Source organism: Thalassobaculum sp. (assembly GCF_040219215.1).
GTDB lineage: Bacteria > Pseudomonadota > Alphaproteobacteria > Thalassobaculales > Thalassobaculaceae > Thalassobaculum_A.
This window is the reverse complement of record NZ_JAVJSX010000039.1, coordinates 16,286-42,706: the sequence shown is the minus strand read 5'-3', so window position 1 is coordinate 42,706 and position 26,421 is coordinate 16,286. Positions and strand designations below refer to the sequence as shown.

General features: G+C 64.4%; 29 protein-coding genes and 1 tRNA gene. 5 read left to right on the top strand and 25 right to left on the bottom strand.

Going from position 1 to position 26,421, the window contains the following annotated elements:
- From pyrG to tpiA, 3 genes are all read right to left on the bottom strand, one after another.
- Nucleotides 1-1,635, bottom strand: a complete 1,635-nt coding sequence (gene pyrG / locus RIC54_RS24465) for a CTP synthase (protein ID WP_350094807.1) — start codon at nucleotides 1,633-1,635, stop codon at nucleotides 1-3.
- A gap of 112 nt (nucleotides 1,636-1,747) precedes the next feature.
- The gene (secG, locus tag RIC54_RS24460) at nucleotides 1,748-2,065 is read right to left on the bottom strand and encodes a preprotein translocase subunit SecG (protein WP_350094804.1); all 318 of its coding nucleotides are present in this window, start codon (nucleotides 2,063-2,065) and stop codon (nucleotides 1,748-1,750) included.
- Between the two features lie 89 nt (nucleotides 2,066-2,154).
- Entirely contained in the window at nucleotides 2,155-2,898 is a 744-nt protein-coding gene (gene tpiA / locus RIC54_RS24455; protein ID WP_350094801.1) for a triose-phosphate isomerase, read from the bottom strand.
- 202 nt (nucleotides 2,899-3,100) lie between these two features.
- On the opposite strand from tpiA, the gene RIC54_RS24450 reads away from it, so the two are divergent.
- Both RIC54_RS24450 and trpE read left to right on the top strand, forming a co-directional pair.
- Nucleotides 3,101-4,981: a peptidyl-prolyl cis-trans isomerase gene (locus RIC54_RS24450; protein WP_350094798.1), complete on the top strand. Its 1,881-nt coding sequence runs from the start codon at nucleotides 3,101-3,103 to the stop codon at nucleotides 4,979-4,981.
- On the top strand, nucleotides 4,978-6,495 hold the full coding sequence (trpE, locus tag RIC54_RS24445; protein WP_350094795.1) for an anthranilate synthase component I: 1,518 nt from the start codon (nucleotides 4,978-4,980) through the stop codon (nucleotides 6,493-6,495). The genes RIC54_RS24450 and trpE overlap by 4 nt, the downstream gene beginning before the upstream one ends.
- On the opposite strand, the gene RIC54_RS24440 is transcribed toward trpE, so the two are convergent.
- Together RIC54_RS24440 and RIC54_RS24435 are read right to left on the bottom strand one after the other, a co-directional pair.
- Nucleotides 6,489-6,899: a VOC family protein gene (locus RIC54_RS24440; protein WP_350094792.1), complete on the bottom strand. Its 411-nt coding sequence runs from the start codon at nucleotides 6,897-6,899 to the stop codon at nucleotides 6,489-6,491. The genes trpE and RIC54_RS24440 overlap by 7 nt on opposite strands.
- Nucleotides 6,900-6,903: 4 nt before the next feature.
- Nucleotides 6,904-8,103: an MFS transporter gene (locus RIC54_RS24435; protein WP_350094789.1), complete on the bottom strand. Its 1,200-nt coding sequence runs from the start codon at nucleotides 8,101-8,103 to the stop codon at nucleotides 6,904-6,906.
- Between the two features lie 111 nt (nucleotides 8,104-8,214).
- Here RIC54_RS24435 and RIC54_RS24430 point away from each other — a divergent pair, with 111 nt between their 5' ends.
- Nucleotides 8,215-8,493, top strand: coding sequence for a hypothetical protein (locus RIC54_RS24430; RefSeq protein ID WP_350094786.1), 279 nt, complete (start codon nucleotides 8,215-8,217; stop codon nucleotides 8,491-8,493).
- 81 nt (nucleotides 8,494-8,574) lie between these two features.
- Nucleotides 8,575-9,075, top strand: coding sequence for a hypothetical protein (locus tag RIC54_RS24425; protein ID WP_350094783.1), 501 nt, complete (start codon nucleotides 8,575-8,577; stop codon nucleotides 9,073-9,075).
- Between the two features lie 15 nt (nucleotides 9,076-9,090).
- Here the strand turns inward: RIC54_RS24425 and RIC54_RS24420 are convergent, their stop codons facing one another.
- The 8 genes from RIC54_RS24420 to RIC54_RS24385 form a co-directional block, all read right to left on the bottom strand.
- Nucleotides 9,091-9,858 (bottom strand): aldolase, encoded by a 768-nt coding sequence (locus tag RIC54_RS24420; protein WP_350094780.1) that lies wholly within the window; start codon nucleotides 9,856-9,858, stop codon nucleotides 9,091-9,093.
- A gap of 82 nt (nucleotides 9,859-9,940) precedes the next feature.
- Nucleotides 9,941-10,017 (bottom strand) — tRNA-Pro (locus RIC54_RS24415).
- A gap of 173 nt (nucleotides 10,018-10,190) precedes the next feature.
- On the bottom strand, nucleotides 10,191-10,655 hold the full coding sequence (locus RIC54_RS24410) for a MerR family transcriptional regulator (RefSeq protein WP_350094777.1): 465 nt from the start codon (nucleotides 10,653-10,655) through the stop codon (nucleotides 10,191-10,193).
- An 18-nt stretch (nucleotides 10,656-10,673) separates the two neighbouring features.
- On the bottom strand, nucleotides 10,674-10,982 hold the full coding sequence (locus RIC54_RS24405; protein WP_040743554.1) for an integration host factor subunit alpha: 309 nt from the start codon (nucleotides 10,980-10,982) through the stop codon (nucleotides 10,674-10,676).
- A 66-nt stretch (nucleotides 10,983-11,048) separates the two neighbouring features.
- Nucleotides 11,049-12,092, bottom strand: a complete 1,044-nt coding sequence (locus RIC54_RS24400) for a beta-ketoacyl-ACP synthase III (protein ID WP_350094773.1) — start codon at nucleotides 12,090-12,092, stop codon at nucleotides 11,049-11,051.
- Nucleotides 12,089-13,150 (bottom strand): phosphate acyltransferase PlsX, encoded by a 1,062-nt coding sequence (plsX, locus tag RIC54_RS24395; RefSeq protein WP_350094770.1) that lies wholly within the window; start codon nucleotides 13,148-13,150, stop codon nucleotides 12,089-12,091. The genes RIC54_RS24400 and plsX overlap by 4 nt, the downstream gene beginning before the upstream one ends.
- Before the next feature lie 193 nt (nucleotides 13,151-13,343).
- Nucleotides 13,344-13,886 (bottom strand): YceD family protein, encoded by a 543-nt coding sequence (locus RIC54_RS24390; protein ID WP_350094767.1) that lies wholly within the window; start codon nucleotides 13,884-13,886, stop codon nucleotides 13,344-13,346.
- Nucleotides 13,883-14,419 carry a ubiquinol-cytochrome C chaperone family protein gene (locus RIC54_RS24385; protein ID WP_350094764.1) on the bottom strand — a complete coding sequence of 179 codons (537 nt, stop codon included), beginning with the start codon at nucleotides 14,417-14,419 and terminating at the stop codon, nucleotides 13,883-13,885. Before RIC54_RS24385 ends, RIC54_RS24390 begins: the two co-directional genes overlap by 4 nt.
- Before the next feature lie 67 nt (nucleotides 14,420-14,486).
- Here RIC54_RS24385 and RIC54_RS24380 point away from each other — a divergent pair, with 67 nt between their 5' ends.
- The gene (locus RIC54_RS24380) at nucleotides 14,487-14,930 is read left to right on the top strand and encodes an outer membrane protein assembly factor BamE (protein ID WP_350094761.1); all 444 of its coding nucleotides are present in this window, start codon (nucleotides 14,487-14,489) and stop codon (nucleotides 14,928-14,930) included.
- An 87-nt stretch (nucleotides 14,931-15,017) separates the two neighbouring features.
- Here the strand turns inward: RIC54_RS24380 and RIC54_RS24375 are convergent, their stop codons facing one another.
- From RIC54_RS24375 to rpiB, 12 genes are all read right to left on the bottom strand, one after another.
- Nucleotides 15,018-17,111 (bottom strand): sodium-translocating pyrophosphatase, encoded by a 2,094-nt coding sequence (locus RIC54_RS24375; RefSeq protein WP_350094758.1) that lies wholly within the window; start codon nucleotides 17,109-17,111, stop codon nucleotides 15,018-15,020.
- A 186-nt stretch (nucleotides 17,112-17,297) separates the two neighbouring features.
- Nucleotides 17,298-18,485 carry an MFS transporter gene (locus RIC54_RS24370; RefSeq protein WP_350094755.1) on the bottom strand — a complete coding sequence of 396 codons (1,188 nt, stop codon included), beginning with the start codon at nucleotides 18,483-18,485 and terminating at the stop codon, nucleotides 17,298-17,300.
- Between the two features lie 54 nt (nucleotides 18,486-18,539).
- Nucleotides 18,540-19,016 carry a flagellar basal body-associated FliL family protein gene (locus RIC54_RS24365; protein ID WP_350094752.1) on the bottom strand — a complete coding sequence of 159 codons (477 nt, stop codon included), beginning with the start codon at nucleotides 19,014-19,016 and terminating at the stop codon, nucleotides 18,540-18,542.
- Between the two features lie 24 nt (nucleotides 19,017-19,040).
- The gene (thiL, locus tag RIC54_RS24360) at nucleotides 19,041-20,027 is read right to left on the bottom strand and encodes a thiamine-phosphate kinase (RefSeq protein ID WP_350094749.1); all 987 of its coding nucleotides are present in this window, start codon (nucleotides 20,025-20,027) and stop codon (nucleotides 19,041-19,043) included.
- 15 nt (nucleotides 20,028-20,042) lie between these two features.
- Complete coding sequence (gene nusB, locus RIC54_RS24355; RefSeq protein ID WP_350094746.1) at nucleotides 20,043-20,573, bottom strand: transcription antitermination factor NusB; 531 nt, start codon at nucleotides 20,571-20,573, stop codon at nucleotides 20,043-20,045.
- Nucleotides 20,570-21,013 (bottom strand): 6,7-dimethyl-8-ribityllumazine synthase, encoded by a 444-nt coding sequence (gene ribH, locus RIC54_RS24350; RefSeq protein WP_350094743.1) that lies wholly within the window; start codon nucleotides 21,011-21,013, stop codon nucleotides 20,570-20,572. The genes nusB and ribH overlap by 4 nt, the downstream gene beginning before the upstream one ends.
- 12 nt (nucleotides 21,014-21,025) lie before the next feature.
- Nucleotides 21,026-22,171, bottom strand: a complete 1,146-nt coding sequence (gene ribB / locus RIC54_RS24345) for a 3,4-dihydroxy-2-butanone-4-phosphate synthase (protein ID WP_007670204.1) — start codon at nucleotides 22,169-22,171, stop codon at nucleotides 21,026-21,028.
- Between the two features lie 8 nt (nucleotides 22,172-22,179).
- Nucleotides 22,180-22,785 carry a riboflavin synthase gene (locus RIC54_RS24340; RefSeq protein ID WP_350094739.1) on the bottom strand — a complete coding sequence of 202 codons (606 nt, stop codon included), beginning with the start codon at nucleotides 22,783-22,785 and terminating at the stop codon, nucleotides 22,180-22,182.
- A 10-nt stretch (nucleotides 22,786-22,795) separates the two neighbouring features.
- On the bottom strand, nucleotides 22,796-23,905 hold the full coding sequence (gene ribD, locus RIC54_RS24335; RefSeq protein WP_350094736.1) for a bifunctional diaminohydroxyphosphoribosylaminopyrimidine deaminase/5-amino-6-(5-phosphoribosylamino)uracil reductase RibD: 1,110 nt from the start codon (nucleotides 23,903-23,905) through the stop codon (nucleotides 22,796-22,798).
- 17 nt (nucleotides 23,906-23,922) lie between these two features.
- Nucleotides 23,923-24,393, bottom strand: a complete 471-nt coding sequence (nrdR, locus tag RIC54_RS24330; RefSeq protein ID WP_007670199.1) for a transcriptional regulator NrdR — start codon at nucleotides 24,391-24,393, stop codon at nucleotides 23,923-23,925.
- A gap of 30 nt (nucleotides 24,394-24,423) precedes the next feature.
- Nucleotides 24,424-25,716 carry a serine hydroxymethyltransferase gene (gene glyA / locus RIC54_RS24325; RefSeq protein ID WP_350094732.1) on the bottom strand — a complete coding sequence of 431 codons (1,293 nt, stop codon included), beginning with the start codon at nucleotides 25,714-25,716 and terminating at the stop codon, nucleotides 24,424-24,426.
- Between the two features lie 52 nt (nucleotides 25,717-25,768).
- On the bottom strand, nucleotides 25,769-26,230 hold the full coding sequence (gene rpiB / locus RIC54_RS24320; RefSeq protein WP_350094729.1) for a ribose 5-phosphate isomerase B: 462 nt from the start codon (nucleotides 26,228-26,230) through the stop codon (nucleotides 25,769-25,771).
- Nucleotides 26,231-26,421: the final 191 nt, after the last annotated feature.

Sequence of the window (26,421 nt, the reverse complement as noted above, 5' to 3'; positions counted from 1 at the left end):
TCACACCAGCCGGGACTGTTCGACCGCCGCCTCGACGAAGCTGGTGAACAGCGGATGCGGATCGAACGGCTTGGACTTCAGCTCCGGGTGGAACTGCACGCCAACGAACCAGGGGTGGTTCGGCAACTCCACGATCTCCGGCAGCACGCCGTCCGGGGACATGCCGGAGAACACCAGGCCGGTGCCTTGCAGGGCATTGCGGTAGTTGATGTTCACCTCGTAGCGATGCCGATGCCGTTCGAAAATGCGATCGGACGCGTAGGCTTGGTGAACCTTCGAGCCAGGTGTCAGCTGGCATTCATAGGCGCCCAGCCGCATGGTGCCGCCGAGGTCACTGTCCGAAGATCGGGTCTCGCGGGTATTGCCGCGACTCCACTCCGTCAGCAGACCGACGATCGGTTCCGCGCACGGACCGAATTCGGTCGATCCGGCGCCTTTGATGTCGGCCATGTTCCGCGCCACTTCGATGCACGCCATCTGCATGCCGAAGCAGATTCCGAAATACGGTATGCGATGCTCGCGCGCAAAGGTCACCGCGGCGATCTTGCCTTCCGAGCCGCGCTCGCCGAATCCACCGGGAACCAGGATGCCGTGCACATCCTCAAGCCGCAGGAGAGCCTCGGTCTCGGTCTCGAAGATCTCGGAGTCGATCCACTCCAACTCGACCTTGACGTTGTTGGCGATGCCGCCGTGGGTCAGCGCTTCGGCCAGGGATTTGTAGCTGTCGAGCAGGCTCGTGTACTTGCCGACCACTGCGATCCGGACCTTGCCTTCGGGATTCTCGACCCGGTAGAGAATATCGGTCCAGCGAGTCAGGGTCGGCTCCGCCTCGCTCGCCAACATTCCGAAATGCCGCAGCACTTCGACGTCGAGCCCTTCCTGATGGTAGCTCAGCGGAACCTTGTAGATCGACGAGACGTCGAGTGCCGGAATCACTGCTTCGGGCCGTATGTTGCAGAACAGTCCGATCTTGCGGCGCTGCTCGACCGGGATCTCACGATCCGAGCGGCACAGCAGGATGTCCGGCTGAATGCCGACGCTCTGCAGTTCCTTGACCGAGTGCTGGGTTGGCTTGGTCTTCAGCTCACCGGCCGCCGGGATGTAGGGTACCAGCGTCAGGTGCATGAACAACGACCGCTCGCGGCCCAGTTCGTTGCCGAGCTGGCGGATGGCCTCCAGGAACGGCAGGCCCTCGATGTCGCCCACCGTACCGCCGATCTCGCACAGCACGAAATCCTCGTCCTCAAGGTCGCCGCGGGCGAACTCCTTGATGGCGTCGGTCACGTGCGGAATCACCTGGATGGTGGCGCCCAGATAGTCGCCACGTCGCTCCCGAGTGATCACATCCATGTAGATCTGGCCGGTGGTCACATTGTCGCTGCGTTTCGCAGCCACGCCGGTGAACCGCTCATAGTGCCCCAAGTCGAGGTCGGTCTCGGCGCCGTCATCGGTCACATACACCTCGCCGTGCTGATACGGGCTCATCGTGCCCGGATCGACGTTGAGGTAGGGATCGAGCTTGCGAAGGCGGACCTTGTACCCGCGCGCCTGGAGGAGCGCGCCGAGGGCTGCGGAAGCCAGCCCCTTGCCAAGGGAGGAGACCACGCCGCCGGTGATGAAGATGAACCGCGTCATGGACCCCCCTTATACCGGAACGACCGAAGTCGAGGCATTCTTTGTCACACTATTCCCCGCTCCGACAGACGTACGCCTGTCGGATTCAAAAATATCTAATGATGTCCGTCGCTTACTGTGAGACCGGCGCGGCCGGTTCTGTCTTGGCAGGTGCGGTATCAACCGCCGCCGGACGGTCCACGATGGATTTGGTACCGGTGTTTCCGGCGAGAATCGCGAGCAGGATGCTGGTGCTCATGAAGCATGCCGCCAGAATCGCGGTGGTCCGTGTCAGCAAATTCGCGGTACCGCGCGCCGACATGAACGATCCCATGCCGCCGCCACCTCCGCCGCCGATACCGAGCCCGCCGCCTTCGCTACGCTGCAGCAGCACTACGATGACCAGGGCCAGCGCGATCATCAGGTGAATGGTCAGAACGATCGCCGTCATGTCGATCCTTGCAATGGTCTCTGTCCGCGTCTGGACGGCGCGGGTTTTAACGCCAACCGGCCGGCTTGGCCAGTCTTGAGGTCATTCGTTCAAACCGACCGGGCGATTGCCAGGAAATCCGCGGTCTTCAGGCTTGCGCCACCAACGAGCGCTCCGTCGACATTCGCCACCGCCAGCAACTCAACGGCGTTCGACGGCTTCACCGAACCGCCATACAGAATTCGCACAGCCGCCGCATCCGGAGTCTTTGCCGCCAGTACGCCTCGGATATGGGCATGAACAGCCGCGACGTCATCCACCGTTGGCGTACGACCGGTTCCGATGGCCCACACGGGCTCGTAGGCCACCACAAGGGTCGCACCATCCAAACCGTCCGGCACCGAATCGACAACCTGGCGCCCGACGATGTCCAATGTCGTTCCGGCATCGCGCTGGGCTTCGGTCTCGCCGACGCAGACAATCGGGACCAGCCCGGCGGCCCGCGCCGCCTCGGCCTTTGCCCGGACAATGGTATCGGTTTCACCGTGATCGGCGCGTCGCTCCGAATGACCAACGATCACATAGGTGCAGCCGAGATCACTCAGCATCGGTGCCGAGACGTCGCCGGTATGGGCGCCGCTGGCGGCGGTATGGCAATCCTGGCCGCCAAGCGCCACCGGACTGCCGGCCAGTTCATCCGCCACAGCCAGCAGGTATGGCGCCGGCGGGCACACGACCATCTCGAACGCCGAGGCACTGGCGACCGCTCCCGCCAGTTCGCGGGCCAACGCGGTGCCGGCGGCCCGGTCGAGGTTCATTTTCCAGTTACCGGCGATCAAGGGTCTCGTCGTCATGCTACATCTCCTGGTGCGCAGGCCGACCGGCTCTACCACGGCATCGGATCGACGCCAACACGGTCGGCTTGAGACCCTCGGAATCCTTTGTCTTTCCGGGGATTCGGCGGTTGCCGCGTCGAGGCGTGCTCCCTATGATGCCGCGCCTCGATGCCGGCGGCGGCACCGATAGCGTTTCATCGATACAAGGCCTTTTTACGCGATGCTCCAGTTCATTCGTTCCAAGGTAACATCGATCTTCGTCAAAATTCTTTTCGTGATGCTGATTGTCAGCTTCGCGATCTGGGGCATCGGCGATGTGTTCTTCGGCAATCCCGCTGGCAAGGTGGCCATCTCGGTGGGCGACGAGACCCGGATCACCACCCAGGAAGTCGCGGGCGAGTTCGAGAATGCCCGACGCAGCATCGGTGTGCCGCTGACGGTCGAGCAGGCAATTCAGCTCGGGATGCTCGATCAGGTCATGAACAACATGGTGACCGAAGGGCTGATGATCGAGGCAACCCGGTCACTGGACCTGTCGGTTGGAACCGATCGTGTCGCTGAGTTCGTCCGGTCTCGCTTCACCGACCAGACCGGGCAGTTCGACCGGGCGCGCTATCAGACCACCCTGGCCAACAACGGATGGTCGGAGGAAGAGTTCATCCACCGGCTTCGTCAGGACTTTGCGCGCAGGCAACTTATCGATGCGCTGACATCCGCCGACGCGGCGCCCAAGTCGGTCGTCGACCGGGTGTTTGCATACCGTCAGGAACGTCGTGTCGCCGAGGTGGTCGCGATTCCCGCCGCGGCCGTCCCGGAACCGGCAGCACCGGACGATTCAACACTCAACAGCTACTTCGAGAGCAACAAGTCCGCTTACGAGGAGCCGGAGTACCGGTCGGTGTCCTGGGCCCAGGTCTCGCCGGCGACGGTCGCCAAGACGCTTGATATTCCAGAAGGCGATGTTCGGGCGGCCTATGACGAGCGGGCCGATCAACTGGCAAAGCCGGAACGGCGAGAGATTCAGCAGATCCTCTTCGACACCGAGGATGCGGCCAAGGCGGCACACACCCGCATCGCTGGTGGTGAAGATTTCGCGGCTGTCGCCAAGGACACAACCGGCGCGGACGAGGCAGCGCTCGATCTCGGTGCGCTGGCCCGCGATGGGCTGCCTGCCGGAACGGCCGATGCCGTGTTCACTCTTGCGCAAGATGCGGTCAGCGAACCGGTCAAGAGCGACTTCGGCTGGCATCTGTTCAAGGTTCGATCGATCCAGCCGGGCACCACGGTCACCTACGAGCAGGCCAAGGACCAGATCCGCGACGAGTTGGCGCGCGATCGGGCCCTCGACGTGGTTTATGAGACGGCGAACAAGCTGGAAGATGCGCTGGCCGGTGGCGCCACCCTTGAGGAGGCGGCCAAGTCGCTGGATCTTCCGGTGCTCAGCGTCGCCGGGCTATCGCGGACCGGACCTCAGAAAGCCGGCGAGAAGGCCATGGATTTGCCGGGCGGGCGTTTCCTCGAACTCGCCTTCGATACGCCCAAAGGACAGCAGAGCGGCCTCGGCGAAGGACAGGACGGCCAGTTCTTCGTGTTGCGGGTGAATGACATTGCCGCGCCCCGCGTTCCGTCGCTGGACGAAGTGCGCGACCGGGTGCTGGCTGACTGGACGTCGGAGCGTCGGCTGGAAATTGCCGAGGAGCGCGCGGATGCCCTGGCGGAGAAGGTGCGCGGCGGAGGTTCGCTCGCCGACCTGGCTGCGGCCGAGGGAATGCCGACCGCCGAACTGCCTGCGCTTACCCGGTCCACACGCAACCCACCACCGGGCTTTCCGAACACCCTGCCCGCCACCCTGTTTGGCATCAAGGATGTCGGCGGCGTGGCCGTGACGGCCGATGACACGCAGGCGGCGGTGGTACGGCTGGTGCGCATCGAACCCGCCGACGCCGCGGCGCAGGCCAACGTCCGCAACGCCATCGCGACCCAGATCCAGCAAGCCGCGGAGTCGGACCTGGTCGAACTGCTGCTGGCCGATCTGCGGAATCGGTTCGAGGTCGTCGAGAACAAGGGCAGTGTTCTGCGCCTTTACGAGACCGCGCAATGACACCCCGGCCCGGCTACGACCGCTTCGTCGAACGCTACGAGGCCGGTCAGCCCCAGGTTGTCTGGACCACGCTGGTAGCGGACCTGGAAACCCCGGTCTCGGCCATGCTGAAGCTGGCGGATGGCCGTGCCAACGCCTTCCTCCTTGAGTCGGTCGAAGGCGGTGCGGTACGCGGCCGCTATTCGGTCATCGGCATGAAGCCGGACCTGATCTGGCGTTTCTACAAGCAGAAGGCCGAGATCAACCGTAACGCTCGCGTCGAGCCGGAGGCTTTCGAGCCGGTCGATGTCGAGCCTCTGGTGTCGCTGCGGGCCTTGATCGCCGAGAGCCGGATCGAGCTACCCGAAGGCCTGCCGCCGATGGCCGCCGGGCTGTTCGGCTATATGGGCTATGATGCCATTCGCCTGTTCGAGAACATCCCGGACAACAATCCCGACACGCTGAACATCTGGGACGGCCTGTTCCTGCGACCGACACTGGTGTGCATCTTCGATCGGCTCGAAGACGTCATGACCGCGGTGACACCCGTCCGGCCGCAGCCGGGTGTATCTGCGGCGGCCGCCTGGGGCGATGCCCGCGTCCGGCTGGCGGATCTGGTCGCTGACTTCGAGCGCTCCCTGCCCTACCGCCGGGAAGGCGGCACGGCCGTCGACCCGTTGCCTGCCCCGGTGTCTAACACTGGACGTGACGCGTATCACGCCATGGTCCGCAAGGCCGTTGAGTACATCCACGCCGGCGACGCCTTCCAGGTCGTGCCTTCGCACCGGCTTGCGGTGCCGTTCCAGCTTCCTCCCTTTGCGCTGTACCGCTCGCTGCGCCGGCTGAATCCCTCGCCATTCCTGTTCTACTTCGACTTCGGCGGTTACGCGGTGGTCGGCTCAAGCCCGGAAATCCTGGTTCGGCTGCGCGACGACGTGGTTACGATCCGGCCGCTCGCCGGGACCCGCCGCCGCGGCGCCAACCCCGATGAGGACCGCGCCCTGGCCGCCGAACTGCTGGCGGACCCCAAGGAGCGGGCCGAGCATCTGATGCTGCTGGATCTCGGCCGCAACGATGTCGGCCGGGTGAGCGCCATCGGGTCGGTTTCGGTCAAGGAGCAGTTCACGATCGAGCAGTACAGCCATGTGATGCACATCGCCAGCCACGTCGAAGGCAAGCTCGCGGAGGGCTACGACGCGATCGACGCGCTGTTCGCGGGGTTCCCGGCCGGCACTGTCTCGGGCGCACCGAAGGTCCGGGCGATGGAGATCATCGACGAGCTCGAAGTGTCCCGCCGCGGCGTCTACGCCGGCGCGGTTGGCTATTTCGCAGCGGATGGCGGGATGGACACCTGCATCGCCCTGCGCACGGCCCTGGTCAAGGACGGCACCATGTATGTCCAAGCCGGCGGCGGGGTGGTCGCCGACAGCGATCCTGAATCGGAGTGGCAGGAGACCCTGAACAAGGCTCGTGCCCTGGTGCGTGCTGCCGAAGAGGCCGTGCGCTTCGCATCGTCGGCCGAGCGCAGTCAGTAGAGGCGGTTCGAAACCTCGATCAGATTGCCGTCCGGGTCGCGTGCATAGACCGAGTTGATCGGCCCGACCGCGCCGGTCCGATGCTCCGGCCCCTCGATGATCGCGATGCCGAGCGCTTCGGCCCGCGCCGTCACGTCGGCAAGCGGAGCCGAAGTGAGGAAGCACAGGTCGCCCGAGCCCGGGACCGGCCGTTCAGCCTTGATCACCGGCGGATCGAAGTCCTTGTCCGCTTCGTGCAGATTGATCTTCTGCTGCCCGAACGTGAGAGCGTTTCGGTTGTTTCCGAACGTCACGACCTCCATGCCGAGCCAATCCCGGTAGAAGGCGATGGTCGCGTCGATGTCGCGCACGGTCAGGACGAGGTGATCCAGCGCATTAACCAGGACGGGCGAGGCTTTGGTCATCGCCCTACTCCGCCGGTTGAGTGGCCGGTGCGTGCCGGGTCGCCGGCAGCAGCAGGGCAACGATCGCTCCAACCGCGGCAGCGACGGCGAGGGTCACCAGCAACGGCCCGAACTCGTGAAACGCCCGATACATCTCGCCGACCAGCGGAACGCTGACGGCTGCCACCCCAAGCGAGACCAGGAACTTCACGCCGAACGCCGTGCCCCGCCAGGCCGGCGGCGTGTAGCGCGCGAACAGGCTGTTCTCCGCCGGAACGGCGGTCGTGTTGATCAGCACCATCAGGGTCGCGACGGGAATCAGCACCGGCCCGGCCAGGGTGACCGCCAGTCCGAGGATCGGGATCTGCAGCAGCCAGCACCCGAAATACACCCGCCGCAGGTCGTAGCGGTCGGCCAACCAGCCCCCGAGGACCTGCGCTCCGGCCGAAATGAAGTACACGGTGGAGACCATGGCACCGACGCCGGCGGCGGTATCGACCAAGCCGCCCAGACGCTGCTCGAACAGCTTCGGCATGGCGAACGAGGTCGTCTGGTAGATCAATCCCGAACAAGCGATCGTGATCAGCAGGATCAGGCCGCCACGCATCATGTCGCCACGCGACGATTCCGATGGTGCCGAGCGTCCGCGATCCTTGGTGTCGCCGACGCGCCCGCCGACCAACAGTGCCAGCAGCACCAGTCCCGCGCCGACACACAGTGCGCCCGGGACGAAGAATGCCCACTGCCAGCCATACGCGGTCGCAAGGCCTCCCGCGACCACGGCGCCACCCGCGGTGCCGGCCGACCCGAAGATCCCGTTGATGCCGAGTGCCCGACCACGGTTCACAGGATTGCGGGTCACCCAGGCGATCCCGACCGGGTGATAGATCGAGGCGAACAATCCGATGGCCGCCAGTCCCAGGGCAATTTCGAAAGGGCCCTCCGCAAAGCCGGTAGCGATCGCGGCGGCACCGGTTCCGAGGAAGAACACCGTCATCATCCCGGGCGCGCTCCACCGGTCGCCGAGCCAGCCGGCGGGAACCGCGCCGACGCCGAACAGCACCTGCCCGACCAGCATGAGCGCGATCAGCTCCTCGAATGGCCGGTTCCACGCTACCTCCAGCGAGAGCACCACGGTCGGATAGAGCAGCATCAGAAGGTGCGCGAAACTGTGACCGACGCAGGAAAACCCGAGCGCCAACCGCGCTGATGTCGAGGGTGTCATTGGATGCCTCCGGTGGGACTCCGATCATCCCACGGCGTCGATGCTATCCACAACCCACATGCGGTGGACGCGCTGGATACGCATGCCTAGAGTGCGGACGGGGAGGATGGCATGGGCGCGCCGACACGACAGCGAAAGAGTTCGAGTTCCGCCGCCGCCGGTGGTCAGCGGGCAACCGAATCGCAGAAGGAATGGCTGCGCCGAGGACTCGATCAACCGGGCGGTAAACTTCCGTTGTTCGATCGGGACGGGCAGCGCGTCCACCCCCGGACCATTCAATCCTGCATGGAGCGCGGTTGGGCCGAACCCTGGTTCGACAACCCGCTCAAGCCGGACTGGCTGGTGTGCAAACTGACCAATGACGGCCGGCAACTGGTATCCGACAGTTGATCCACAGGGTCTCGGTGGGGCGAACTGGACACTTCGGCCATTGCCCGTCCATGATCCTGCAGCGCGTCTAGGGGCTGCCGGATGACACTCGAAGACTTTCTGAATGTAATTGCGTCCAGCAAACCGACCGATTGGCACGCCACGCTGCTGCCGACGTTCATGTACCGCATCGTACCGATACGATCGGCCGGCGGCGGGACTGCCGACCTGGAGATGCAGGAGCACACGAGCACGCTGACGTTCGTTCGCGATATCCGATTCGGACTGGCCTGGGGCCTGATCTCCGACAAGAACTACAACGAAGACTGGGTCCAGAAGCTGCCGAACAAGCGAGCCCAGGCCGTCGTTCTGGATTTTTTATACAATGGCGCGCTGGTATTCCGGGACCAGTTGGTGGCCGTCGACGGCTGGCGCTGCATCCTGCCTCAACCGATCAATGAGGACGGTCCGCCCTACAACGTTCCCGAACGACGGGTCCGGATCGCCAAACTCGTCCACCAACTGGTCGGGCCGGAAACCAACTTCGACGCCTACTTCAAGCGCGTAGGGATGCAACCGGTGAACCGGCCCTGGCCAACCTGAAGTCCGGCCGGATCCTCAATCCTTATAGTCGGGCTCGTCGCGTTCGAGCATACGCTTCAGCGCATTGAAATGGCGCACCGACTGGGCTCGCTCCGAAGTGCTGAGCATCTGGTCGGCCGTCATTCGCGCAACGTCTTGCGGCACGCGGCGCATTGGCCGGCCGGTCGACATCGCAATGACCTGGGCCTGGCAGGCCCGCTCCAGATAGTAGAGATCGTCGAACGCGTGGGCGATCGTCTCGCCGGTGACGACAACGCCGTGATTGGCCAGGAAGGCGATCCGCTTGCCGCTCTGCAGCGACGCCGCAATGCGCTCTCCTTCGGAATCGTCAAGCGCCAAGCCGTTGTATTCGTCGTCGTAAGCGATCGAATCATAGAACTTCAGGGACGTCTGCAGCGTCGGCTCAAGCCGGCCATCCTCCAGCATCGTCAGCGCGGTCGCGTAGGGCATGTGCGTGTGCAGCACGACCTTCGCCGCAGGCACCAGCCGGTGGATGTGATAGTGGATGAAGAACGCCGTTGGTTCCGGCGGCTCATGCCCATCGACGGCGTTGCCCTCGGCGTCGACCTCGACCAGGTCGCTGGCACGGATCTCCGACCAGTGAAAACCATGCGGGTTGATCAGGAACCGGTCGTCCTCGCCCGGAATCACGGCTGAGAAGTGGTTGCAGATGCCTTCGTGATAGCCGAGGCGAACCGCCCAGCGCAGCGCTGCGGCAAGATCAATGCGCGAACGACGGCGGGCGTCTTCGATCGGGGCCTGGGAAAGATTGGCGAGCGCCACGGGGAACCTCCTCTGGTGCATACCGGCACGAAGGGGGCAGCGGGCCGGAAAATCCCCCGCTGCCGAATGGCCGCGGTCGAAATGGTCGGAGCGGCGGGATTCGAACCCACGACCCCCACACCCCCAGTGTGGTGCGCTACCAGACTGCGCTACGCTCCGACGCGGCGGACTATAGGCGATCACTTCTCCTGGAACAACGCCGACAGGCGCCTTCCCGAGCCCCAATCCGGTATAATTCTCAGTTGGTCAGATGATCTGCCCGAGACCGCTCCGGCAGACAACGACGAAAGCTCAGCAGGACTGGGCCGTTCGCTCAACAACGCCGGTGATTGTCAGTTGAGCGCCTGCGCCAGCTGGCGCCTGAGGGCCTTCAACTCGTCGATCACCCGCTGCAGTTCTGCCTTGTCGCCGCCGTGGCCATTCGACGGGGTCGTCTCGGCGGTCGGCTTGCCGGTGCCGCCTTTGACGGGGTTCGTTGCCTGGGCGGCCCTGGCGGTTTCACCCGCGGTGGGCATCCGAACAGCGCCGTCCCGCAAGAGCTTCTGCACACCCTTGATCGTGTAGCCTTCGCGGTAGAGCAGCTCCCGGATCCGCTGAAGCAGTGCCACGTCTTCCGGTCGATAGTACCGACGGCCACCGCCACGCTTCAGCGGACGGACCTGGTTGAACTTGGTTTCCCAGAACCGCAGAACGTGCGGTGGAACTTCAAGATCATCCGCTACTTCGCTGATTGTGCGAAAGGCAGCTGCGGATTTGCCGTTACGACGCTGCGCTGATGACGATTGAATCTCAGCCATTGTGCCCTCCAGCCGCCGTTACGCGTCGTCGGAGAGTGTCGCGTTTATCTGATTTTTGAGCACATGGGACGGGCGAAACACCAGAACCTTGCGCGGCAGAATCGGAACCTCGTCACCGGTCTTCGGATTCCGGCCGACGCGGCGCCCCTTCTGGCGGACCGAGAAGCTGCCGAACGAGGAGATCTTAACCATCTCGCCTCGCGCCAACGCAGCAATCATCTCGTCCAGAACCGACTCGACCAGTTCAGCCGACTCGTTGCGGGACAGGCCCACCTCTTCATAGACAGATTCGCTCAACTGGGCGCGGGTAACGGTGTGTCCGGCCATGTTCACCCCCATTATGAACCGCCAAGGTACCGCGATCCACCACACCGGTCAATTAATTCGGTGTTTTCAGGTGATTGGAACAACTTCCTCGCGTGCTGTCTCGACGGTACCCGATTTGATCATCACCGGCGCGCCATAGCGGATAAGGCCCGCGCCCCAAGCAAGCCCCCCTCCAATCGCTTCGACCAGCACAACATCGCCCGGCTTGATCCGTCCGTCTCGCACGGCTTCGTCGAACGCCAGCGGCACGGAGGCGGCCGAGGTGTTCGCATGCCGTTCAATCGAACAGATCACCTTGCTCATCGGCATTTCCAGTCGATTGGCCATGCTTTCGATGATCCGCCGGTTGGCTTGGTGCGGAACCAGCCAGTCGACAGCCGACGCGGTCAACCCGTTCGCGGCCAGCGTTTCGTCGATCACTGCGGCGAGTTTAGACACCGCGTGCCGATAGACTTCCTTGCCGTTCATACGAACATGGCCAACGGTGCCGGTCGAGGACGGACCTCCGTCCACGTACAGGGCATCACGAGCCGTGCCGTCGGTATGGAGGTGGGTCGACAACACCCCCCATGACTGCGCGTCGGGCCCACCCAGATCGGCGGCCCGCAACACGACCGCACCGGCGCCGTCGCCGAACAGCACGCAGGTCGACCGGTCCTCCCAGTCAAGGATGCGGGAGAAGGTCTCGGCCCCTATGACCAACGCCGTACGGGCCTGGCCCAGCTTCAGGAAGTTGTCGGCAACCGCCAGGGCATAGACGAAGCCGGCGCACACCGCCTGCACATCGAACGCAAACGCATGCGTCGCACCGATGTTGGCCTGCACTTTCGTGGCGGTAGCCGGGAAGGTCGCGTCCGGCGTCGTAGTCGCCATGACGATCACGTCCACGTCCTCTGCCGTCAGCCCAGCATGCTGCAGCGCACGGTCCGCCGCCTTGGTGGCAAGGTCGCTCGTCAGTTCACCATCCGCGGCAATGTGCCGTTGGCCAATCCCGGTGCGTTGCCGAATCCAATCGTCGGAGGTGTTGACGCGTGCAGCCAGCTCCTCGTTGGTAACGATCCGCTCCGGCAGGTAGCTGCCCGAGCCGATCAGAAGCGTGCGTCTCATCATGCCGTCGCTACCACCTTCCGCTCGTCGTTCGTCTTGTCGAGGCCGGCGGCCGCCAGCTCTCGCGTTACCGTCTCCAAAAACCCGTGCCTGGACATATCGGCGGCAACGCCGATGGCATTCGCAAATCCAAGCGCGTCCGTACCGCCGTGGCTCTTTACGGCAATGCCGTTCAGGCCCAGGAACACCGCCCCGTTGTAGCGCCGGGGGTCCATCCGCTGACGCATCTGCCCCACGGCCGGACGCGCCAGAAGGTAGCCAATCCTGGACAGCAGGGAACTGCGGAATGCGTCGCGCAGGGACTGGCTGATCAGGCGCGACGTGCCTTCTGCCGTCTTCAACGCGACGTTTCCAGTGAAACCGTCCGTAACGATCACATCGACGGTGCCAGAGGGGATGTCGTCGCCTTCGACAAAGCCGTGGAACGTGAACGGCATGTCCGTGATGCCGCGTAGCAGCGTCGCTGCCTCGCGGATGGCGTCATGGCCCTTCTGTTCCTCACTGCCGACGTTCAGAAGCCCGACCACCGGCCGCTCCACGCCGAGCACCGTTCTTGCGAAGATCTGTCCCATGATCGCGAACTGAACCAGATTCGTCGCATCGCAGTCGATGTTGGCTCCAAGGTCGAGCATCGCGCTCTCGCCGCGCAAGGTCGGAAAAATCCCAGCGATCGCCGGTCGGTCGATCCCCGGAACCATGCGCAGAACGAATTTCGACATCGCCATCAAAGCGCCGGTATTGCCGGCCGATACCAGGCAGTCAGCCTTCTTGTCCCCGACCAGGTCGATCGCCAGCCGCATGCTCGACCCGCGGCCGGCGCGAAGGGCAACCGACGGCTTGTCCGAGGCGCCGACGGACTTGTCGGTGTGAATGATCGTCGGGTTGCGCGGCTTCAGCCGGCGCGTCTTCGCCAGCAACGGCTGGATCCTTGCTTCGTCACCCACCAGGATGAAATCCAGTTGTGGGTCACGTTCAAGTGCGACTTCAGCCCCCTGGATTACCATATCCGGGGCCCGGTCGCCGCCCATCGCGTCTACCGCGATTGTCAAAGTGCGTGACACTGCCAGATCCTCATCCCAACCCGATCAGCGTACCGCAAGTGCCTTCCTCGCGCCGAATCGACGCATCGGTCGACGAAGTTTTGCGGAAGCCGACGCCGTCTCGGCACCAGGACTTTACCTGCCTGGACATCTGACGTCGACGCATGGGTCCCCAGTGCTTCATACGGCATATCTCGAGGGCACGACAAGAACGTTACCTTTTTTTGACATCGGGGTCCTTCAGCACAGCCAGCTTTGCAAACGGCGACACGCTAGTACGGTCGTCATCCTTGCCGGTTTCGACAGCTTCAGCCGTCCCTCCAACCGCCCGTGGATAGGGGTCAAGCGCCAGACCAAACGCCTGGGCCGCAATCTCCCCGACATCAAGGACCCCTCCTGCGATTGGCTCGGGCGTATCGGCCATCGGATCCAGATCGACTTCATCGGGGCCGATCTCGCCAGAATCGTCGAACAGTTCCAGGACGTCCGCCGACACGGTGGCCGGCACCGGGTCGTTCGTTGCGACGCAGCTTTGCACCACACGCCCAGAGACCGTGCCGGACACCTCGATCCATCCGGTCGCCCGCTGCCGGCGAACGGTCAACTCGGCCGCAAGTGCATCGAGCGACAGCAGGTCGAATCGATCCGCCAGGGCCGACCGGACCGTTGAATCCGGGGCCAGCGACACCTTGATCGAAGCGGCACCGATGCGTTCCAGTTGGATGGGGTGGGCCAATTCGGAGGCCGGATGCGTCATGGCGTTGTCTCCGGACCTGGAAAGCCAACGCTTCCGGCGGAGATGTCGTCCAACGACTGAGCCTTCAGGCCTTCAACCGCAGCACGGACGTATCGAGCGAGACGCCGCCCACGATCGGTGGGCTCCGGGTCACTGAAGACATTGCGCGCTAAAGCCGCCGCCAATGCGTCAGTCGATGCATCACTCAGGGCCGACTCGTATGCCGTCGTGCGGCCATAATACGCCCTGCTCATATCCTTGACCCGCTTCCCGACGCTCATGTCGCCGACGCCGATGAGACGAAGCGTCCGGTCCATATCCAGAAACAGCGTATCGAAGAGCTCTTGAGCCAAGCCGGGGCGCCCGTCGGCGGCAAGCCGGCGAACCACCAGGTGCACGTGCAGCACCAGCAGTTCGAAGCGTTCCTCAAACCCATCGGCAACCCCGTAGTCAGTATAGAAAACCGGGTGCCGAGCCTGTTCAACGATCGCATCGTAAACCGCCTCGACGGCACGCCGATGACGACGCCCCTTGAAAAACCGCTCGAAAACCATTTCTCTCCTGCGCTACCGGGGCGCCTTATGATCGCGTGACCCGATCCTTATCACGACGACTGGCCCGATGCTGCTCATGCGATCTCGCTTTGCCTTCGCCGTCATCACGATGCTCGGCCTTTCCGCCTGCTCACCGCAGATCGCCACGCATGGGAACTTGGTGGACCCTGACGCCCTTGCCAAGGTCGAACCAGGAAAGAGCGATCAAGCTGTGGTTCTGAGCCTGCTTGGATCACCGTCGACCCTCGGCAATTTCAATGAGCCCACGTGGTACTACATTGGTCAGCGGACCGAGCGTCAGGCATTCTACCGGCCCGAGACGATCGAGCGCCGGGTGATCTACATCGATTTTGAACAAGGGGGTACCGTCAAGTCGATTGGCTCTCTGGACCTCGAGGACGGCAAGAAGATCGCGTTCGTCACCCGCGAGACCCCAACCGCCGGCCAGCGCGTCACGTTGATCAAGCAGTTGATCGGCAACATCGGGCGTTTCAACACCGACAAGAACTGACGCTTTCCGGTCGTCGAGCCATTCAATGATGAAGGCCCCGGGATGTCCCGGGGCCTTCGCCGTTTTGATCGTCAGACGACGTGCTGGTTAGTGGGCAAGCCCGGCCAGCAGCAGCAACGCCACGATATTGATGATCTTGATCATCGGATTGACCGCCGGTCCGGCCGTGTCCTTGTAGGGATCACCCACCGTATCGCCGGTCACCGCAGCCTTGTGGGCTTCCGAGCCCTTGCCGCCGTGATGGCCGTCCTCAATGTACTTCTTGGCATTGTCCCAAGCACCACCACCAGCGGTCATCGAGATCGCGACAAAGATGCCGGTCACGATCGTGCCGAGCAGCATCGCGCCCACCGTCGTGAACGCCGCCGACTGGCCGGCGATCCACAGGATCGCGAAATATACCACCGGCGGAGCCAGAACCGGCAGAAGCGACGGGACGATCATCTCCTTGATCGCCGCCTTGGTCAGCATGTCGACGCACCGACCGTACTCCGGACGCTCGGTGCCCTTCATGATGCCCGGCTTCTCGCGGAACTGCCGACGGACTTCCTCGACCACCGCACCGCCGGCACGGCCTACGGCCTGCATGCCCAGCGCACCGAACAGGTACGGCAGCATGCCGCCGATAAACAGGCCGACCACTACGAACGGATCCTGCAGGCGGAACGTCACCGACAGGTCCGGGAAGTAGTAGCGCAGGTCCTCGGTGTAGGCCGCGAACAACACCAGGGCGGCTAGGCCCGCCGAACCGATGGCGTAGCCCTTGGTCACGGCCTTGGTGGTGTTACCGACCGCATCCAGCGCGTCCGTGATCTTGCGGACTTCCGGAGGCAGGTCCGCCATTTCCGCAATGCCACCGGCGTTGTCGGTCACCGGACCGTACGCGTCGAGCGCCACGACCATGCCGGCCAGAGCCAGCATCGTGGTCGCCGCAACACCGATCCCGAACACGCCCGCACACAGGTACGGAACAATGATTCCGAAGGCGATGATCAGTGCCGGCAGCGCGCAGGCTTCCATCGACACCGCAAGCCCCTGAATCACGTTGGTGCCGTGCCCGGTTTCAGACGATTTCGCGATCGAGCGGACCGGACGGAACTCGGTCGAGGTGTAATATTCGGTCACCCAGACCAGCAGCCCGGTGACTACCAGGCCAACCAGCGCGCAGTAGAACAGCAACCGGCCGTTGATGACACGGTCGCCCATCTGGATCGGGTCGCTGATCCCGAAGGTGGTGAACGTGACCACGGCGATCAGGATGGCCGACAACACCGCGCTACCGATCAGGCCCTTGTAGAGCGCCGCCATGACTTTCTGGCTGGCGCCGAGCTTGACCATGAACGTGCCGGCGATCGACGCCAGGATGCAGACCGCGCCGATGGCCAGCGGATAGGTCATCAGCATCGGCACCGCGTCGCCGGTGAAGAAGATGGCTGCCAGCAGCATCGTGGCGACGACCGTCACCGCATAGGTCTCGAACAGGTCGGCCGCCATGCCGGCGCAGTCGCCGACGTTGTCGCCGACGTTGTCCGCGATCACCGCCGGGTTCCGGGGATCGTCCTCGGGGATGCCGGCCTCGACCTTGCCGACCAGGTCGGCGCCGACGTCGGCGCCCTTGGTGAAGATGCCGCCGCCAAGCCGCGCGAAGATCGAAATCAGCGACGCGCCAAAGCTGAGGGCCACCAGCGCTTCGAGAATCTTGCGAAGACCGGCCGGGTCGTTGGCGTCATAAATGCCCGACAGCACGATGTAGTACACGGTCACGCCGAGCAGTCCGAGACCGACGACCAGCATACCGGTCACGGCGCCGGACTTGAACGCTACGTCAAGCGCCTGGACCATGCCCTGGGTAGCCGCCTGGGTCGTGCGGACGTTCGCCCGTACCGAGACGTTCATGCCGATGTAGCCGGCGATCCCCGACAGCACCGCACCGATCACGAAGCCGAGGGCCACGGTCAGGCCGAGCGTCAGGGCGAGAATAACCGTCACGACCACACCGACGATGCCGATCGTGGTGTACTGACGGTTGAGATAAGCGCTCGCACCCTCCTGAATCGCGGCGGCGATCTCCTGCATACGTTCCGTTCCGGCGGAGGCCGCCAGGATCGATCGGCTGGCCCACCAGCCATAGGCCAGCGCTGCGAGTCCGCAGGCGATGACAAACAACATCAATCCACTCATGGATGGAAACCCTTCCTCCCTATCGGTGCCCGGTCTGCGAGGTCGGATCGACCCGCGGTGAGGCTTTCACGCCCGTCACCGAATGCGGCGCACGACGATGCGCCGCCCCACCCGGCCCCGAGGCGCGCGGAAGATACCAAAAAGCGCAGTTTCTGCAAACGCAAGGCACCACGGGGCGCCAAAAGGTCACGCGGTGGCGGAGTGCCGGCTCAGCCGGTACCAGAGCAGCGCGCCGGTGACGATCGCGACCAGCGGGATGACCCCGAAGTTCAAGGTTTGCCATCCGAACGCATGATTCAGCGCGCCGGACGAGAATGCCGCGACGGTTGAGCTGCTGAACACCAGGAAGTCTCCAAAACCCTGCACCTTGGCCCGCTCCTCGGGCCGGTAGGCTCGGGTCAGCAGCGTGGTGCCGCCGATGAACAGAAAGTTCCAGCCGATGCCAAGCAAAACCAGGGCGGAGAAGAACTGCAGCAGCTCAATCCCCGAAACGTTGATCGCGATGCAGGCGACGTAAGCCAGGGCGCCGGTCATCATGATTCGGGTGACCCCGAACCGCTGGATAAGCGACCCCGTGAAGAACGACGGCAGGAACATGCCGACGGCATGCCATTGGATGACGAAAGCCGCGTCGGCAAAGGCGAATCCGCAGGCGACCATCGCCAACGGGGTGGCCGTCATCAGGAAGGTCATGCTGCCGTAGCCGATCATCGCACCGAGAATCGCAACGATGAACACCGGCTGGCGAATGATCTCCAGCAACGGCCGTCCGCTGTCCGCACGCTCCGCAGATGTTGGAGTCGGAATCTTTACGAAAGTAAGGAAGATCAATGAGATCGACTGGACACCCGCGATCACCAGGAACGTACCCGCGAACGAAATCGGGGCCAGCAGATCGTGCGACCACTTCGCGAGCTCGGGTCCGGCGAGGGCAGCAACGACACCGCCGGCCAGGACCAGCGAGATGGCCCGCGGGCGAAAGGCCTCGCTGGCAGTGTCGGCGGCGGCGTAGCGGTACAGGATCGCGAAGCCCTGGAATGATCCGATCAACATCGACCCCAGGCAGAACAAAGCGAACTGATGGTTAAGGATCGAAATCGCCGCAATGATGGCACCGGACACGCCGATGAGCACGCCCGTGGCAAAGCCGAAACGCCGTCCGACCCGCCGCATGTACAGCGACGCCGGCATGGTGGTCAGCATGGTTGCCAGGAACTGCAACGAAAGCGGCAAGGTGGCCCAGGCGGGATCCGGCGCCAGATCGTGACCGGTGAGGGCGGTCACCGTCATGTTCATCGTCATCCCGGTCATCGCCAACGCCTGGCAGATGGCGAGTAGGACAACGTTCCGCACCGCCGGGTCACGAACCGACATGGATCACTCCTGGAGAGACAAAAGATGCCTCGGACCTTCCACCCGGAGAAGGTCTCAGCCGAGCGGGCGCTCGAACAGGTCCGAGAACAGAAGGTTGATCACATACCCCTTCCCGATCGTCTCGTCGATCTTGGCGAGCAGCCGTTCTTTCAGAAATTGCCGGTCCGAGATGCCCGGCGCCACACCCAACGAAGCCAACGCGTGGGTATAGGTGATGAGCATGTCGATCAGCCGAGGGAGCATCGACGTGACATAGGCCTGCTTCTCGCCCGGCTCGACCTCCAGAAGCACATGCATCACCAGGAACCGGTCGACCTCGCCATTTTCGAACATCGGGATGGTGAGCGGCTCGATATCGATCAGGGTCGTGTTCTTCGGTCGATCGGCTTCGATCTGCTCGGCCTCGGACACCTCGACGCCGAGGAGATTGCGGATTGGTATCGGCACCATGGTCGGCACGAACGTGATCGCGGCGAAGCCACCACCGCCGACCAGTGCGAGCAAGGCCACAATGATGACGATGATCTTCATCCGACCCGCGCGCTGCCCAACATCTCAGAAATGGCTCCATCCGCCACGATTGAGGCCGCCCAGGACCTGACCGTCCGGATCGACGACCCGAACTCCCTGCCCTGCTTCCACCGAGCCAATTCGGCCGACCATAGCACCAACGGCTGCCGCTGCCTCCATCACGCTCTCTCGGGCGATTGAAGGCGCCGTGAACAGCAGTTCGTAGTCATCGCCGCCCGTGAGCGCATCGTGCAGAAGGGCTGGTCGGCTATCGACACGCCGACGCCCAGCCGCGGACAGCGGCACGGCACTCGCCTCGATCCGAACCGCAACTCCCGACCGGTGCGCCAGATGTCCGCTGTCCTGCACCAGCCCATCGGAAACATCCAGTGCGGCCGTCGCGAGCTCCACCAACCTGGGCCCCAGCCGCGTGCGTGGCTGCGGCAGGCGGTATCGGTCGATCAGGAACGAATCGCCGCCCTCATCCGGACCGATGGCCCCCGTCAGAACCTTCAGACCGAGAGCGGAATCACCGATCGTACCGCTGACCCACAGGTCGTCACCGACCTTGGCGCCGGATCGACGGATCTCACGACCACGCGGAACCGAACCGAAGGCCGTCACCGACAAGGTCACCGGACCAGGGGTCGAAACGCTGTCGCCGCCAAGAAGATGAACACCGAACTCGTCCTGGTCGTGCCTCAGACCATCGGCAAACCGGCTCAGCCAGCCTTCCGGGTCCGGCAGGTCCCTGGGCAGAGCAAGGGCCAGGGTGTATCCGTAGGGCACCGCCCCCATCGCCGCCAGGTCTGACAGGTTTACGCGAAGTGCCTTGCGCGCGATCAGGTCCGCTGCATCGTCGGGCAGGAAGTGCACCCCGGCGACGAGGGCGTCGACCGTGACTACCCAGGCGCTGCCCTGCGACGCGGCGGGCAACAGGGCCGCATCGTCGGTCAGCCCGAACGCACCGTCGGCGCCGCGTGCGAGCGGTACAAAGAACCGGTCGATCCGTTCGAACTCACCCAGCGCCATGGCGTTCCGGCGGCGCTACGACGCCCCGCCGCTCCCGGGTCCCGAAATCTCGTCCTCGCGCACCACGCGCGCGATCTTGTCGAGCACGCCGTTCACAAGTCCCGGCTCGCGGCCGGCGAAAAAGGCGTGCGTGAGATCCACATACTCGCTGATGACAACCCGAACCGGCACATCGTCCACGGACAGCAGCTCGTACGTCCCCAACCGGAAGATCGCCCGCAACACCACTTCCAGGCGCTCCAGATGACCCTCTGGCTGCAGGCAATCGGTCAGCATGCCGTCGAGCGTCGGCATTTCACCGGCGACACCCAGCACCAACCGCTCGAAGAACTTCGGGTCGGCCGGCGCCATGTCGCCGCCTTCGATCAGGCCTGCGAACCGCCGGCCGACAAACTCCGGAACGACCTCGTGCCCGCTCTTCCCGGATACTTCCATCTCGTAAAGCGCCTGAACCGCCGCCAACCGGGCGGTCGTCCGCGGCGCCGAACGCGCGCGCTTCGGTGCGGACCGCGGCTTGGGTGTCGATGGTGGTGTGGTTGCGTTCATGCGAGTCCGAAGCGTTTCTGGATGGCGATCATGGCCAGACAGGCTTCCGCCGCATCCCGCCCCTTGTTCTTCTTGTCGACAGACGCGCGCACCCACGCCTGCTCGTCGTTCTCGACGGTCAGGATACCGTAGCCGATCGCCAACCCGTCGCGAACGGCGAGGTCCTGCAGGCCCCGCGCGCTTTCACCGCAGACGTAGTCGTAATGACTGGTTTCCCCGCGGATGACGCAGCCAAGAGCAATGTAGCCGGCATACGCAGGACCGCCTGTCCCGGACGCCCGCTGGGCGAAGGCGATCGCCGCCGGGATCTCGAACGCGCCCGGCACCGACAACCGGTCGTACTCCACCTGTGCCGCGTCCAGGTGCGTGGTCGCACCCTTCACCAGTTCGTCGGCCAGATCCTCATAGAACCGGGCCTCGACAATCAGGACCTTGGTCATTGTTCGATCTCCTCAGTCGACGCGCGGCAGCGCGCGCTGATCGACGACCGACAGGCCGTAGCCCTCCAGGCCGATGATCGTCCGCTTGGTGTTGCTGAGCAGGATCATGTGGTGGATACCCAGGTCGAGCAGGATCTGCGCGCCCACGCCATAGTCGCGCAATTCATTCTCGGGGGCGCGGCCTTCCGCCTCGGCGCGCAGTTTGGCTTTGACCCGATCGGACAATGCCGTGGCGGTCGGCTCTCGGATCAGCACCACGACGCCTCTGCCCGCCTCGCCTATGACCTGCATGGCGGCCTGCAACTCGCCGCCGCCGCGCTTGCTGGACCGGTCGCCGAGCACATCCTCCAGCACATTGAGGGCGTGCATCCGGACCAGCACCGGATCCGGCGTGGTGATGTCACCCTTCACCAGCACCACGTGTTCGGCGTAGGTGATCTTGTTGGTGTACACGATCATCCGCCAGTCGCCGCCGAAGCGACTGTTCAACGCGGTCTCGGCCGCCCGCTGCACGATGCTCTCGGTTCGGCGACGGTGCGCGATCAGGTCGGCGATCGTGGCGATCTTGAAGCCGTGATACTGCGCGAAGGTAACCAGGTCCGGCAGGCGCGCCATGGTGCCGTCGTCGTTCATGATCTCGCAGATCACGCCCGACGGGTTCAGCCCGGCCATCCGGGCGATGTCGACCACCGCTTCGGTGTGCCCCGCCCGCACCAGCGTTCCACCGTCCCGCGACAGCAGTGGAAAGACATGGCCCGGCGTCACGATATCGTCGCGGCTGCGCGCCGGGTCGATCGCAACCTGGATGGTGTGGGCACGATCGTGTGCCGAGATCCCGGTGGTGACCCCTTCCCGAGCTTCGATCGACACCGTGAACGCGGTCTCGTGCCGGGTCTCGTTCTTTGCCGACATCAGCGGCAGGCCGAGCCGCTCAATCCGGTCGCGGGTCATGGCGAGGCAGATCAGTCCGCGGCAATGCTTGGCCATGAAATTGATGACTTCGGGCGTCACCATCTGCGCCGGGATACAGAGGTCGCCCTCGTTCTCGCGGTTCTCGTCGTCGACCAGGATGAACATCCGGCCGGAGCGAGCTTCTTCCACCACCTCGTCAATCGAGGAGAGCGCGCCCTTGTAGACGTCCGAAAGTGTGTCAGCCATGTCCGCAATCACCTGCCGCCAGCGGCGGGGTTGGTGGAAAGAAGGCGCGCAACGTACCGTGCGAGGGGGTCTACTTCCATATTCAATACGTCACCAGGGCGGCGATTCCGGAATGTCGTATGTGCCCAGGTGTGGGGAATCAAATTGATCCAGAAACGGCGGCCCTGAACGCCGTTGACCGTCAGGGACACGCCGTCGAGCGCAATCGATCCCTTTTCGGCCACGAAGCCCTCCAGCCCTTCCGGCGCCAGGATCTGGATCCGGTGACTGTCGCCGATCGGATCGACGCTCTCCAGCACGGCCAGGCCGTCGACATGTCCGGTCACCACATGCCCGCCCATCTCGTCGCCAAGCTTGAGCGACCGTTCCAGGTTGACCTCGGTGCCGACCACCCATGTGCCGATCGACGTTCGCGACAGACTCTCGTCCGACACGTCGACTGCGAAGACCCCTTCGCTCTTGTCGACAACTGTCATGCAGGCCCCGCCGCAGGCGATGGATGCGCCAATGGCGACACCGGCCATTTCGTAGGCGGTGCCGATCTCGATGCGGGTGTCGCCACGACGCTCGATCGAGCGGACACGGCCAACGTCGGTGATGATGCCGGTGAACATGCGCCGGAACTTAGGGCCGACGGCGATAGGTTTCCAGCATATCCGCGTCGAGGCTGACGCAATCGATGCGCTCGAACCGCGGAGCGCCCTCGGGCGTCGCAACGCCGAGGGTATCCAGCGCGGGCCTGCCGTCTCCGCCGATCAGCATCGGCGCCCGGTACCACAGCACCTCGTCGACGGCATCGGCGGCTACAAACGACCGTGCGACCGCCGCGCCGCCCTCGACCAGGACCCGGCCGATGCCCCGCCCGGCCAGTTCAGCCAGGACGGAGGTGACATTCAGCCGGCCGTCGCCATCGCGGGCGGCGGCGATGATCTCGACCCCGAGATCCGTCAACGCGCGAGTTCGGTCCGCGTCGGCGTCGATGGAAGTAACGTTCCAGGTCGGAACCGATCGGGCGGTCTGTGCCAGACCACTGCCGACCGGCAGTCGCAGGCCGCTGTCCAATACAACCCGCACTGGCGATCGCCCCTCCAGCCCCGGTGTCCGGCAGGTCAGCGCCGGGTCATCGGCCAACGCGGTCCCAATTCCGACCAGGATTGCGTCCTGGCGCGCCCGGACGGTGTGCGCGTGACGACGGGCCACCGTTCCGGTGATCCAACGACTGGCTCCGGATGCCGTGGCGATCCGGCCGTCGAGCGAGGTCGCAAGCTTGAGAGTGACGAACGGGCGGGCGCCTTGAACCCGGGAGAGAAATCCGATGGCCCCCGCCGCCGCCTGATGGGCCGCAACCCCGACGGAAACCGAAATGCCTGCCCGGCGCAACGTCGCGAACCCGCCGCCATCCACCCGGGGGTCCGGATCGCCGATTGCCGCCACCACACGTACGATGCCGGCGGCGACCAGGGCATCGGCACACGGCGGCGTGCGGCCGTGGTGCGCACACGGTTCCAGGGTGACGAACGCTGTTGCGCCGCGCGCCAGATCGCCGGCCTGTGCCAGCGCTACCGCCTCGGCGTGCGGTCGTCCTGTCGAACCGGTCCGGCCACGGCCGACCACCCGACCGTCTCGGACCAGCACACACCCGACCGGTGGGTTCTCGGCGGTGTCACCGATCGCCGAACGGGCAAGCCGCAACGCCAGCGCCATCCACCTCCGGTCATCGGCGTCGTCCGCCAAGAGCGATCCCTCCGGACTCAGTCGCGCTCGATGTCCCCGCCGGTCTGAATGTTCTCAACAAAGTTCTCGAAGTCCTTGGCCTCACGGAAGTTTTTGTAGACCGAGGCGAACCTGACATAGGCAACCTGATCGACGTTGGCGAGCGCGTCCATAACCATCTCGCCGATCACGTCGGATGGGATCTCGCTCTCGCCCATGCTCTCCAGACGGCGAACGATACCGGTTGTCAGCCGTTCGATACGCTCAGGGTCGATCGGGCGCTTGCGCAGCGCGATCTGAATCGACCGGGCCAGCTTGTCTCGGTCGAAAGGCACCCGCTTGCCGGTCTTCTTCATCACCGTCAGTTCACGGAGCTGGACCCGCTCAAACGTGGTGAAACGGGCACCGCACGCCGGGCAGAACCGGCGGCGGCGAATGGCGGTGTTGTCTTCGGTCGGACGCGAGTCCTTGACCTGGGTGTCGTCATTCCCACAAAACGGGCAGCGCATTGCCTGTCGTCTCCCCTCGCCGTGTGCCGATCAACCAAGATCCGGGTAGATTGGAAAGCGTCGGCACATCTCCTCGACCTTCCCGCGGACGTCCGTCTCCACTTGTGTGTCGCCTTCCGGGTTGCGGGCCAGCGCGTCCAGAACATCGCCGATCATGCCGCCGATCTGGCGAAACTCCACAACACCAAAGCCGCGGGTCGTACCGGCCGGCGTTCCAAGGCGGACACCCGACGTCACCATCGGCTTTTCAGGATCGAACGGGACTCCGTTCTTGTTGCAGGTGATGCCGGCCCGCTCCAGTGCGACCTCGGAATCGCGACCCTTCAGCCCCTTGGGCCGAAGATCCACCAGCATCAGGTGGCTGTCGGTACCGCCGGAGACGATCGCCAATCCGCGTTCCTCCAGGACCGCGGCCAGCGCCCTGGCGTTGTCGACCACCGCACTGGCGTACCCCCGGAAACTCGGCTTCAGCGCCTCGCCGAACGCTACCGCCTTGGCGGCGATCACGTGCATCAGCGGGCCGCCCTGCAGCCCGGGAAACACCGCCGAGTTGATCTTCTTCCCCAGGTCGACGTCGTTCGACAGCACCATGCCGCCGCGCGGGCCGCGCAACGTCTTATGGGTTGTAGTCGTCACGACATGGGCGTGCGGCAGGGGACTCGGATAGACGCCGCCCGCGACAAGCCCGGCAAAATGCGCCATGTCGACCATCAGATAGGCGCCGACCGAGTCGGCAATTGCGCGGAACCGCGCGAAATCGATGATGCGCGAGTACGCCGATCCACCAGCAATGATGATCTGCGGCTTGTGCTCACGCGCCAGGGCTTCGAGTTGCTCGTAGTCGATCTGGCCATCGCTTTCGCGAACGCCGTAGCCGATCGCCTTGAACCATTTGCCCGACTGGTTCGGCGCAGCGCCGTGCGTCAGGTGGCCGCCTGCGTCCAGCGACATCCCGAGAATGGTGTCTCCCGGCTTCAGCAGCGCCATGAACACCGCTTGGTTCGCCTGGGCTCCCGAGTGGGGTTGCACGTTCGCGAATGCACAGTCGAACAGCTTGGTCGCCCGCTCGATCGCCAGGCGCTCAGCCACGTCGACATACTCGCAGCCGCCATAATAGCGGCGCCCCGGATACCCCTCGGCGTACTTGTTGGTGAGGACCGAGCCCTGGGCTTCCAGAACGGCGCGCGAGACAATGTTCTCCGAAGCGATCAGTTCGATCTGGTTCTGCTGGCGCGCCAGTTCGTCGGTGAGCGACGCCAGGAGGTCAGGATCGGCGGCAGCCAGGCGGTCGCCAAAGAACGCCTTGGCATCGGTGTGAGACATGGCGGCAGTCGTCATCGTGAAAGGGCCTCGCTCGGTCGGGTTCGGACTCGGATCAAGAAACGCTCGGTGTAGTTGGGGGAGCCCCCAGCTTGTCGACGCGGGCAACGTGGCGGTCGCCGGCGAACGGTGTCTGCAGGAACACCCGAAGCGCCTCCTTGGCAACCTCCACCCCGATAAGGCGTTCACCGAACGCAATCACATTGGCGTCGTTGTGCTCGCGCGACAGCCTGGCGCTGGTGGCATCGTAACAAAGCACCGCTCGGACCCAGGGGTATCGGTTGGCGGCGATGCTGATCCCGATGCCAGAGCCGCAGACCGCGACACCGCGACCGGCTTTGCCTTCCGCGAGAGCCGCCGCTATCCGGTACCCATAGTCCGGATAGTCTACGGAAGCGCCAGAATGAGTGCCGAGGTCGATAACCTCATGACCCAGACGCTTCAACTCGTCGGTCAGTGCCGCCTTCAGCGCGATGCCGGCGTGGTCAGACGCCAAGGCGATGACGTCGTCGCTCATGGTCGCAATGCTCCTGCAAGTCGATCGAGCCCCCATATACGCCGATTCACCCGACGCTGGCCACAACTCGTGGCGCATTCATCCCGAGTCTGGCGGAACCGCCCAGGGCCTCGACCGTTGCCGTGCGATCATGATCAACGTCGCGCTTCGCTCAGGTGCGGGGCTACCCTTCGTCGACTGAGCCCGATGCT

Bases quoted from the DNA above. Each gene is read 5' to 3' on its own strand.
- pyrG (WP_350094807.1), bottom strand. From the start codon at position 1,635: ATGACGCGGTTCATCTTCATCACCGGCGGCGTGGTCTCCTCCCTTGGC.
- secG (WP_350094804.1), bottom strand. From the start codon at position 2,065: ATGACGGCGATCGTTCTGACCATTCACCTGATGATCGCGCTGGCCCTG.
- tpiA (WP_350094801.1), bottom strand. From the start codon at position 2,898: ATGACGACGAGACCCTTGATCGCCGGTAACTGGAAAATGAACCTCGAC.
- RIC54_RS24450 (WP_350094798.1), top strand. From the start codon at position 3,101: ATGCTCCAGTTCATTCGTTCCAAGGTAACATCGATCTTCGTCAAAATT.
- trpE (WP_350094795.1), top strand. From the start codon at position 4,978: ATGACACCCCGGCCCGGCTACGACCGCTTCGTCGAACGCTACGAGGCC.
- RIC54_RS24440 (WP_350094792.1), bottom strand. From the start codon at position 6,899: ATGACCAAAGCCTCGCCCGTCCTGGTTAATGCGCTGGATCACCTCGTC.
- RIC54_RS24435 (WP_350094789.1), bottom strand. From the start codon at position 8,103: ATGACACCCTCGACATCAGCGCGGTTGGCGCTCGGGTTTTCCTGCGTC.
- RIC54_RS24430 (WP_350094786.1), top strand. From the start codon at position 8,215: ATGGGCGCGCCGACACGACAGCGAAAGAGTTCGAGTTCCGCCGCCGCC.
- RIC54_RS24425 (WP_350094783.1), top strand. From the start codon at position 8,575: ATGACACTCGAAGACTTTCTGAATGTAATTGCGTCCAGCAAACCGACC.
- RIC54_RS24410 (WP_350094777.1), bottom strand. From the start codon at position 10,655: ATGGCTGAGATTCAATCGTCATCAGCGCAGCGTCGTAACGGCAAATCC.
- RIC54_RS24405 (WP_040743554.1), bottom strand. From the start codon at position 10,982: ATGGCCGGACACACCGTTACCCGCGCCCAGTTGAGCGAATCTGTCTAT.
- RIC54_RS24400 (WP_350094773.1), bottom strand. From the start codon at position 12,092: ATGATGAGACGCACGCTTCTGATCGGCTCGGGCAGCTACCTGCCGGAG.
- RIC54_RS24390 (WP_350094767.1), bottom strand. From the start codon at position 13,886: ATGACGCATCCGGCCTCCGAATTGGCCCACCCCATCCAACTGGAACGC.
- RIC54_RS24385 (WP_350094764.1), bottom strand. From the start codon at position 14,419: ATGGTTTTCGAGCGGTTTTTCAAGGGGCGTCGTCATCGGCGTGCCGTC.
- RIC54_RS24380 (WP_350094761.1), top strand. From the start codon at position 14,487: ATGCTGCTCATGCGATCTCGCTTTGCCTTCGCCGTCATCACGATGCTC.
- RIC54_RS24375 (WP_350094758.1), bottom strand. From the start codon at position 17,111: ATGAGTGGATTGATGTTGTTTGTCATCGCCTGCGGACTCGCAGCGCTG.
- RIC54_RS24370 (WP_350094755.1), bottom strand. From the start codon at position 18,485: ATGTCGGTTCGTGACCCGGCGGTGCGGAACGTTGTCCTACTCGCCATC.
- RIC54_RS24365 (WP_350094752.1), bottom strand. From the start codon at position 19,016: ATGAAGATCATCGTCATCATTGTGGCCTTGCTCGCACTGGTCGGCGGT.
- thiL (WP_350094749.1), bottom strand. From the start codon at position 20,027: ATGGCGCTGGGTGAGTTCGAACGGATCGACCGGTTCTTTGTACCGCTC.
- nusB (WP_350094746.1), bottom strand. From the start codon at position 20,573: ATGAACGCAACCACACCACCATCGACACCCAAGCCGCGGTCCGCACCG.
- ribH (WP_350094743.1), bottom strand. From the start codon at position 21,013: ATGACCAAGGTCCTGATTGTCGAGGCCCGGTTCTATGAGGATCTGGCC.
- ribB (WP_007670204.1), bottom strand. From the start codon at position 22,171: ATGGCTGACACACTTTCGGACGTCTACAAGGGCGCGCTCTCCTCGATT.
- RIC54_RS24340 (WP_350094739.1), bottom strand. From the start codon at position 22,785: ATGTTCACCGGCATCATCACCGACGTTGGCCGTGTCCGCTCGATCGAG.
- nrdR (WP_007670199.1), bottom strand. From the start codon at position 24,393: ATGCGCTGCCCGTTTTGTGGGAATGACGACACCCAGGTCAAGGACTCG.
- glyA (WP_350094732.1), bottom strand. From the start codon at position 25,716: ATGTCTCACACCGATGCCAAGGCGTTCTTTGGCGACCGCCTGGCTGCC.
- rpiB (WP_350094729.1), bottom strand. From the start codon at position 26,230: ATGAGCGACGACGTCATCGCCTTGGCGTCTGACCACGCCGGCATCGCG.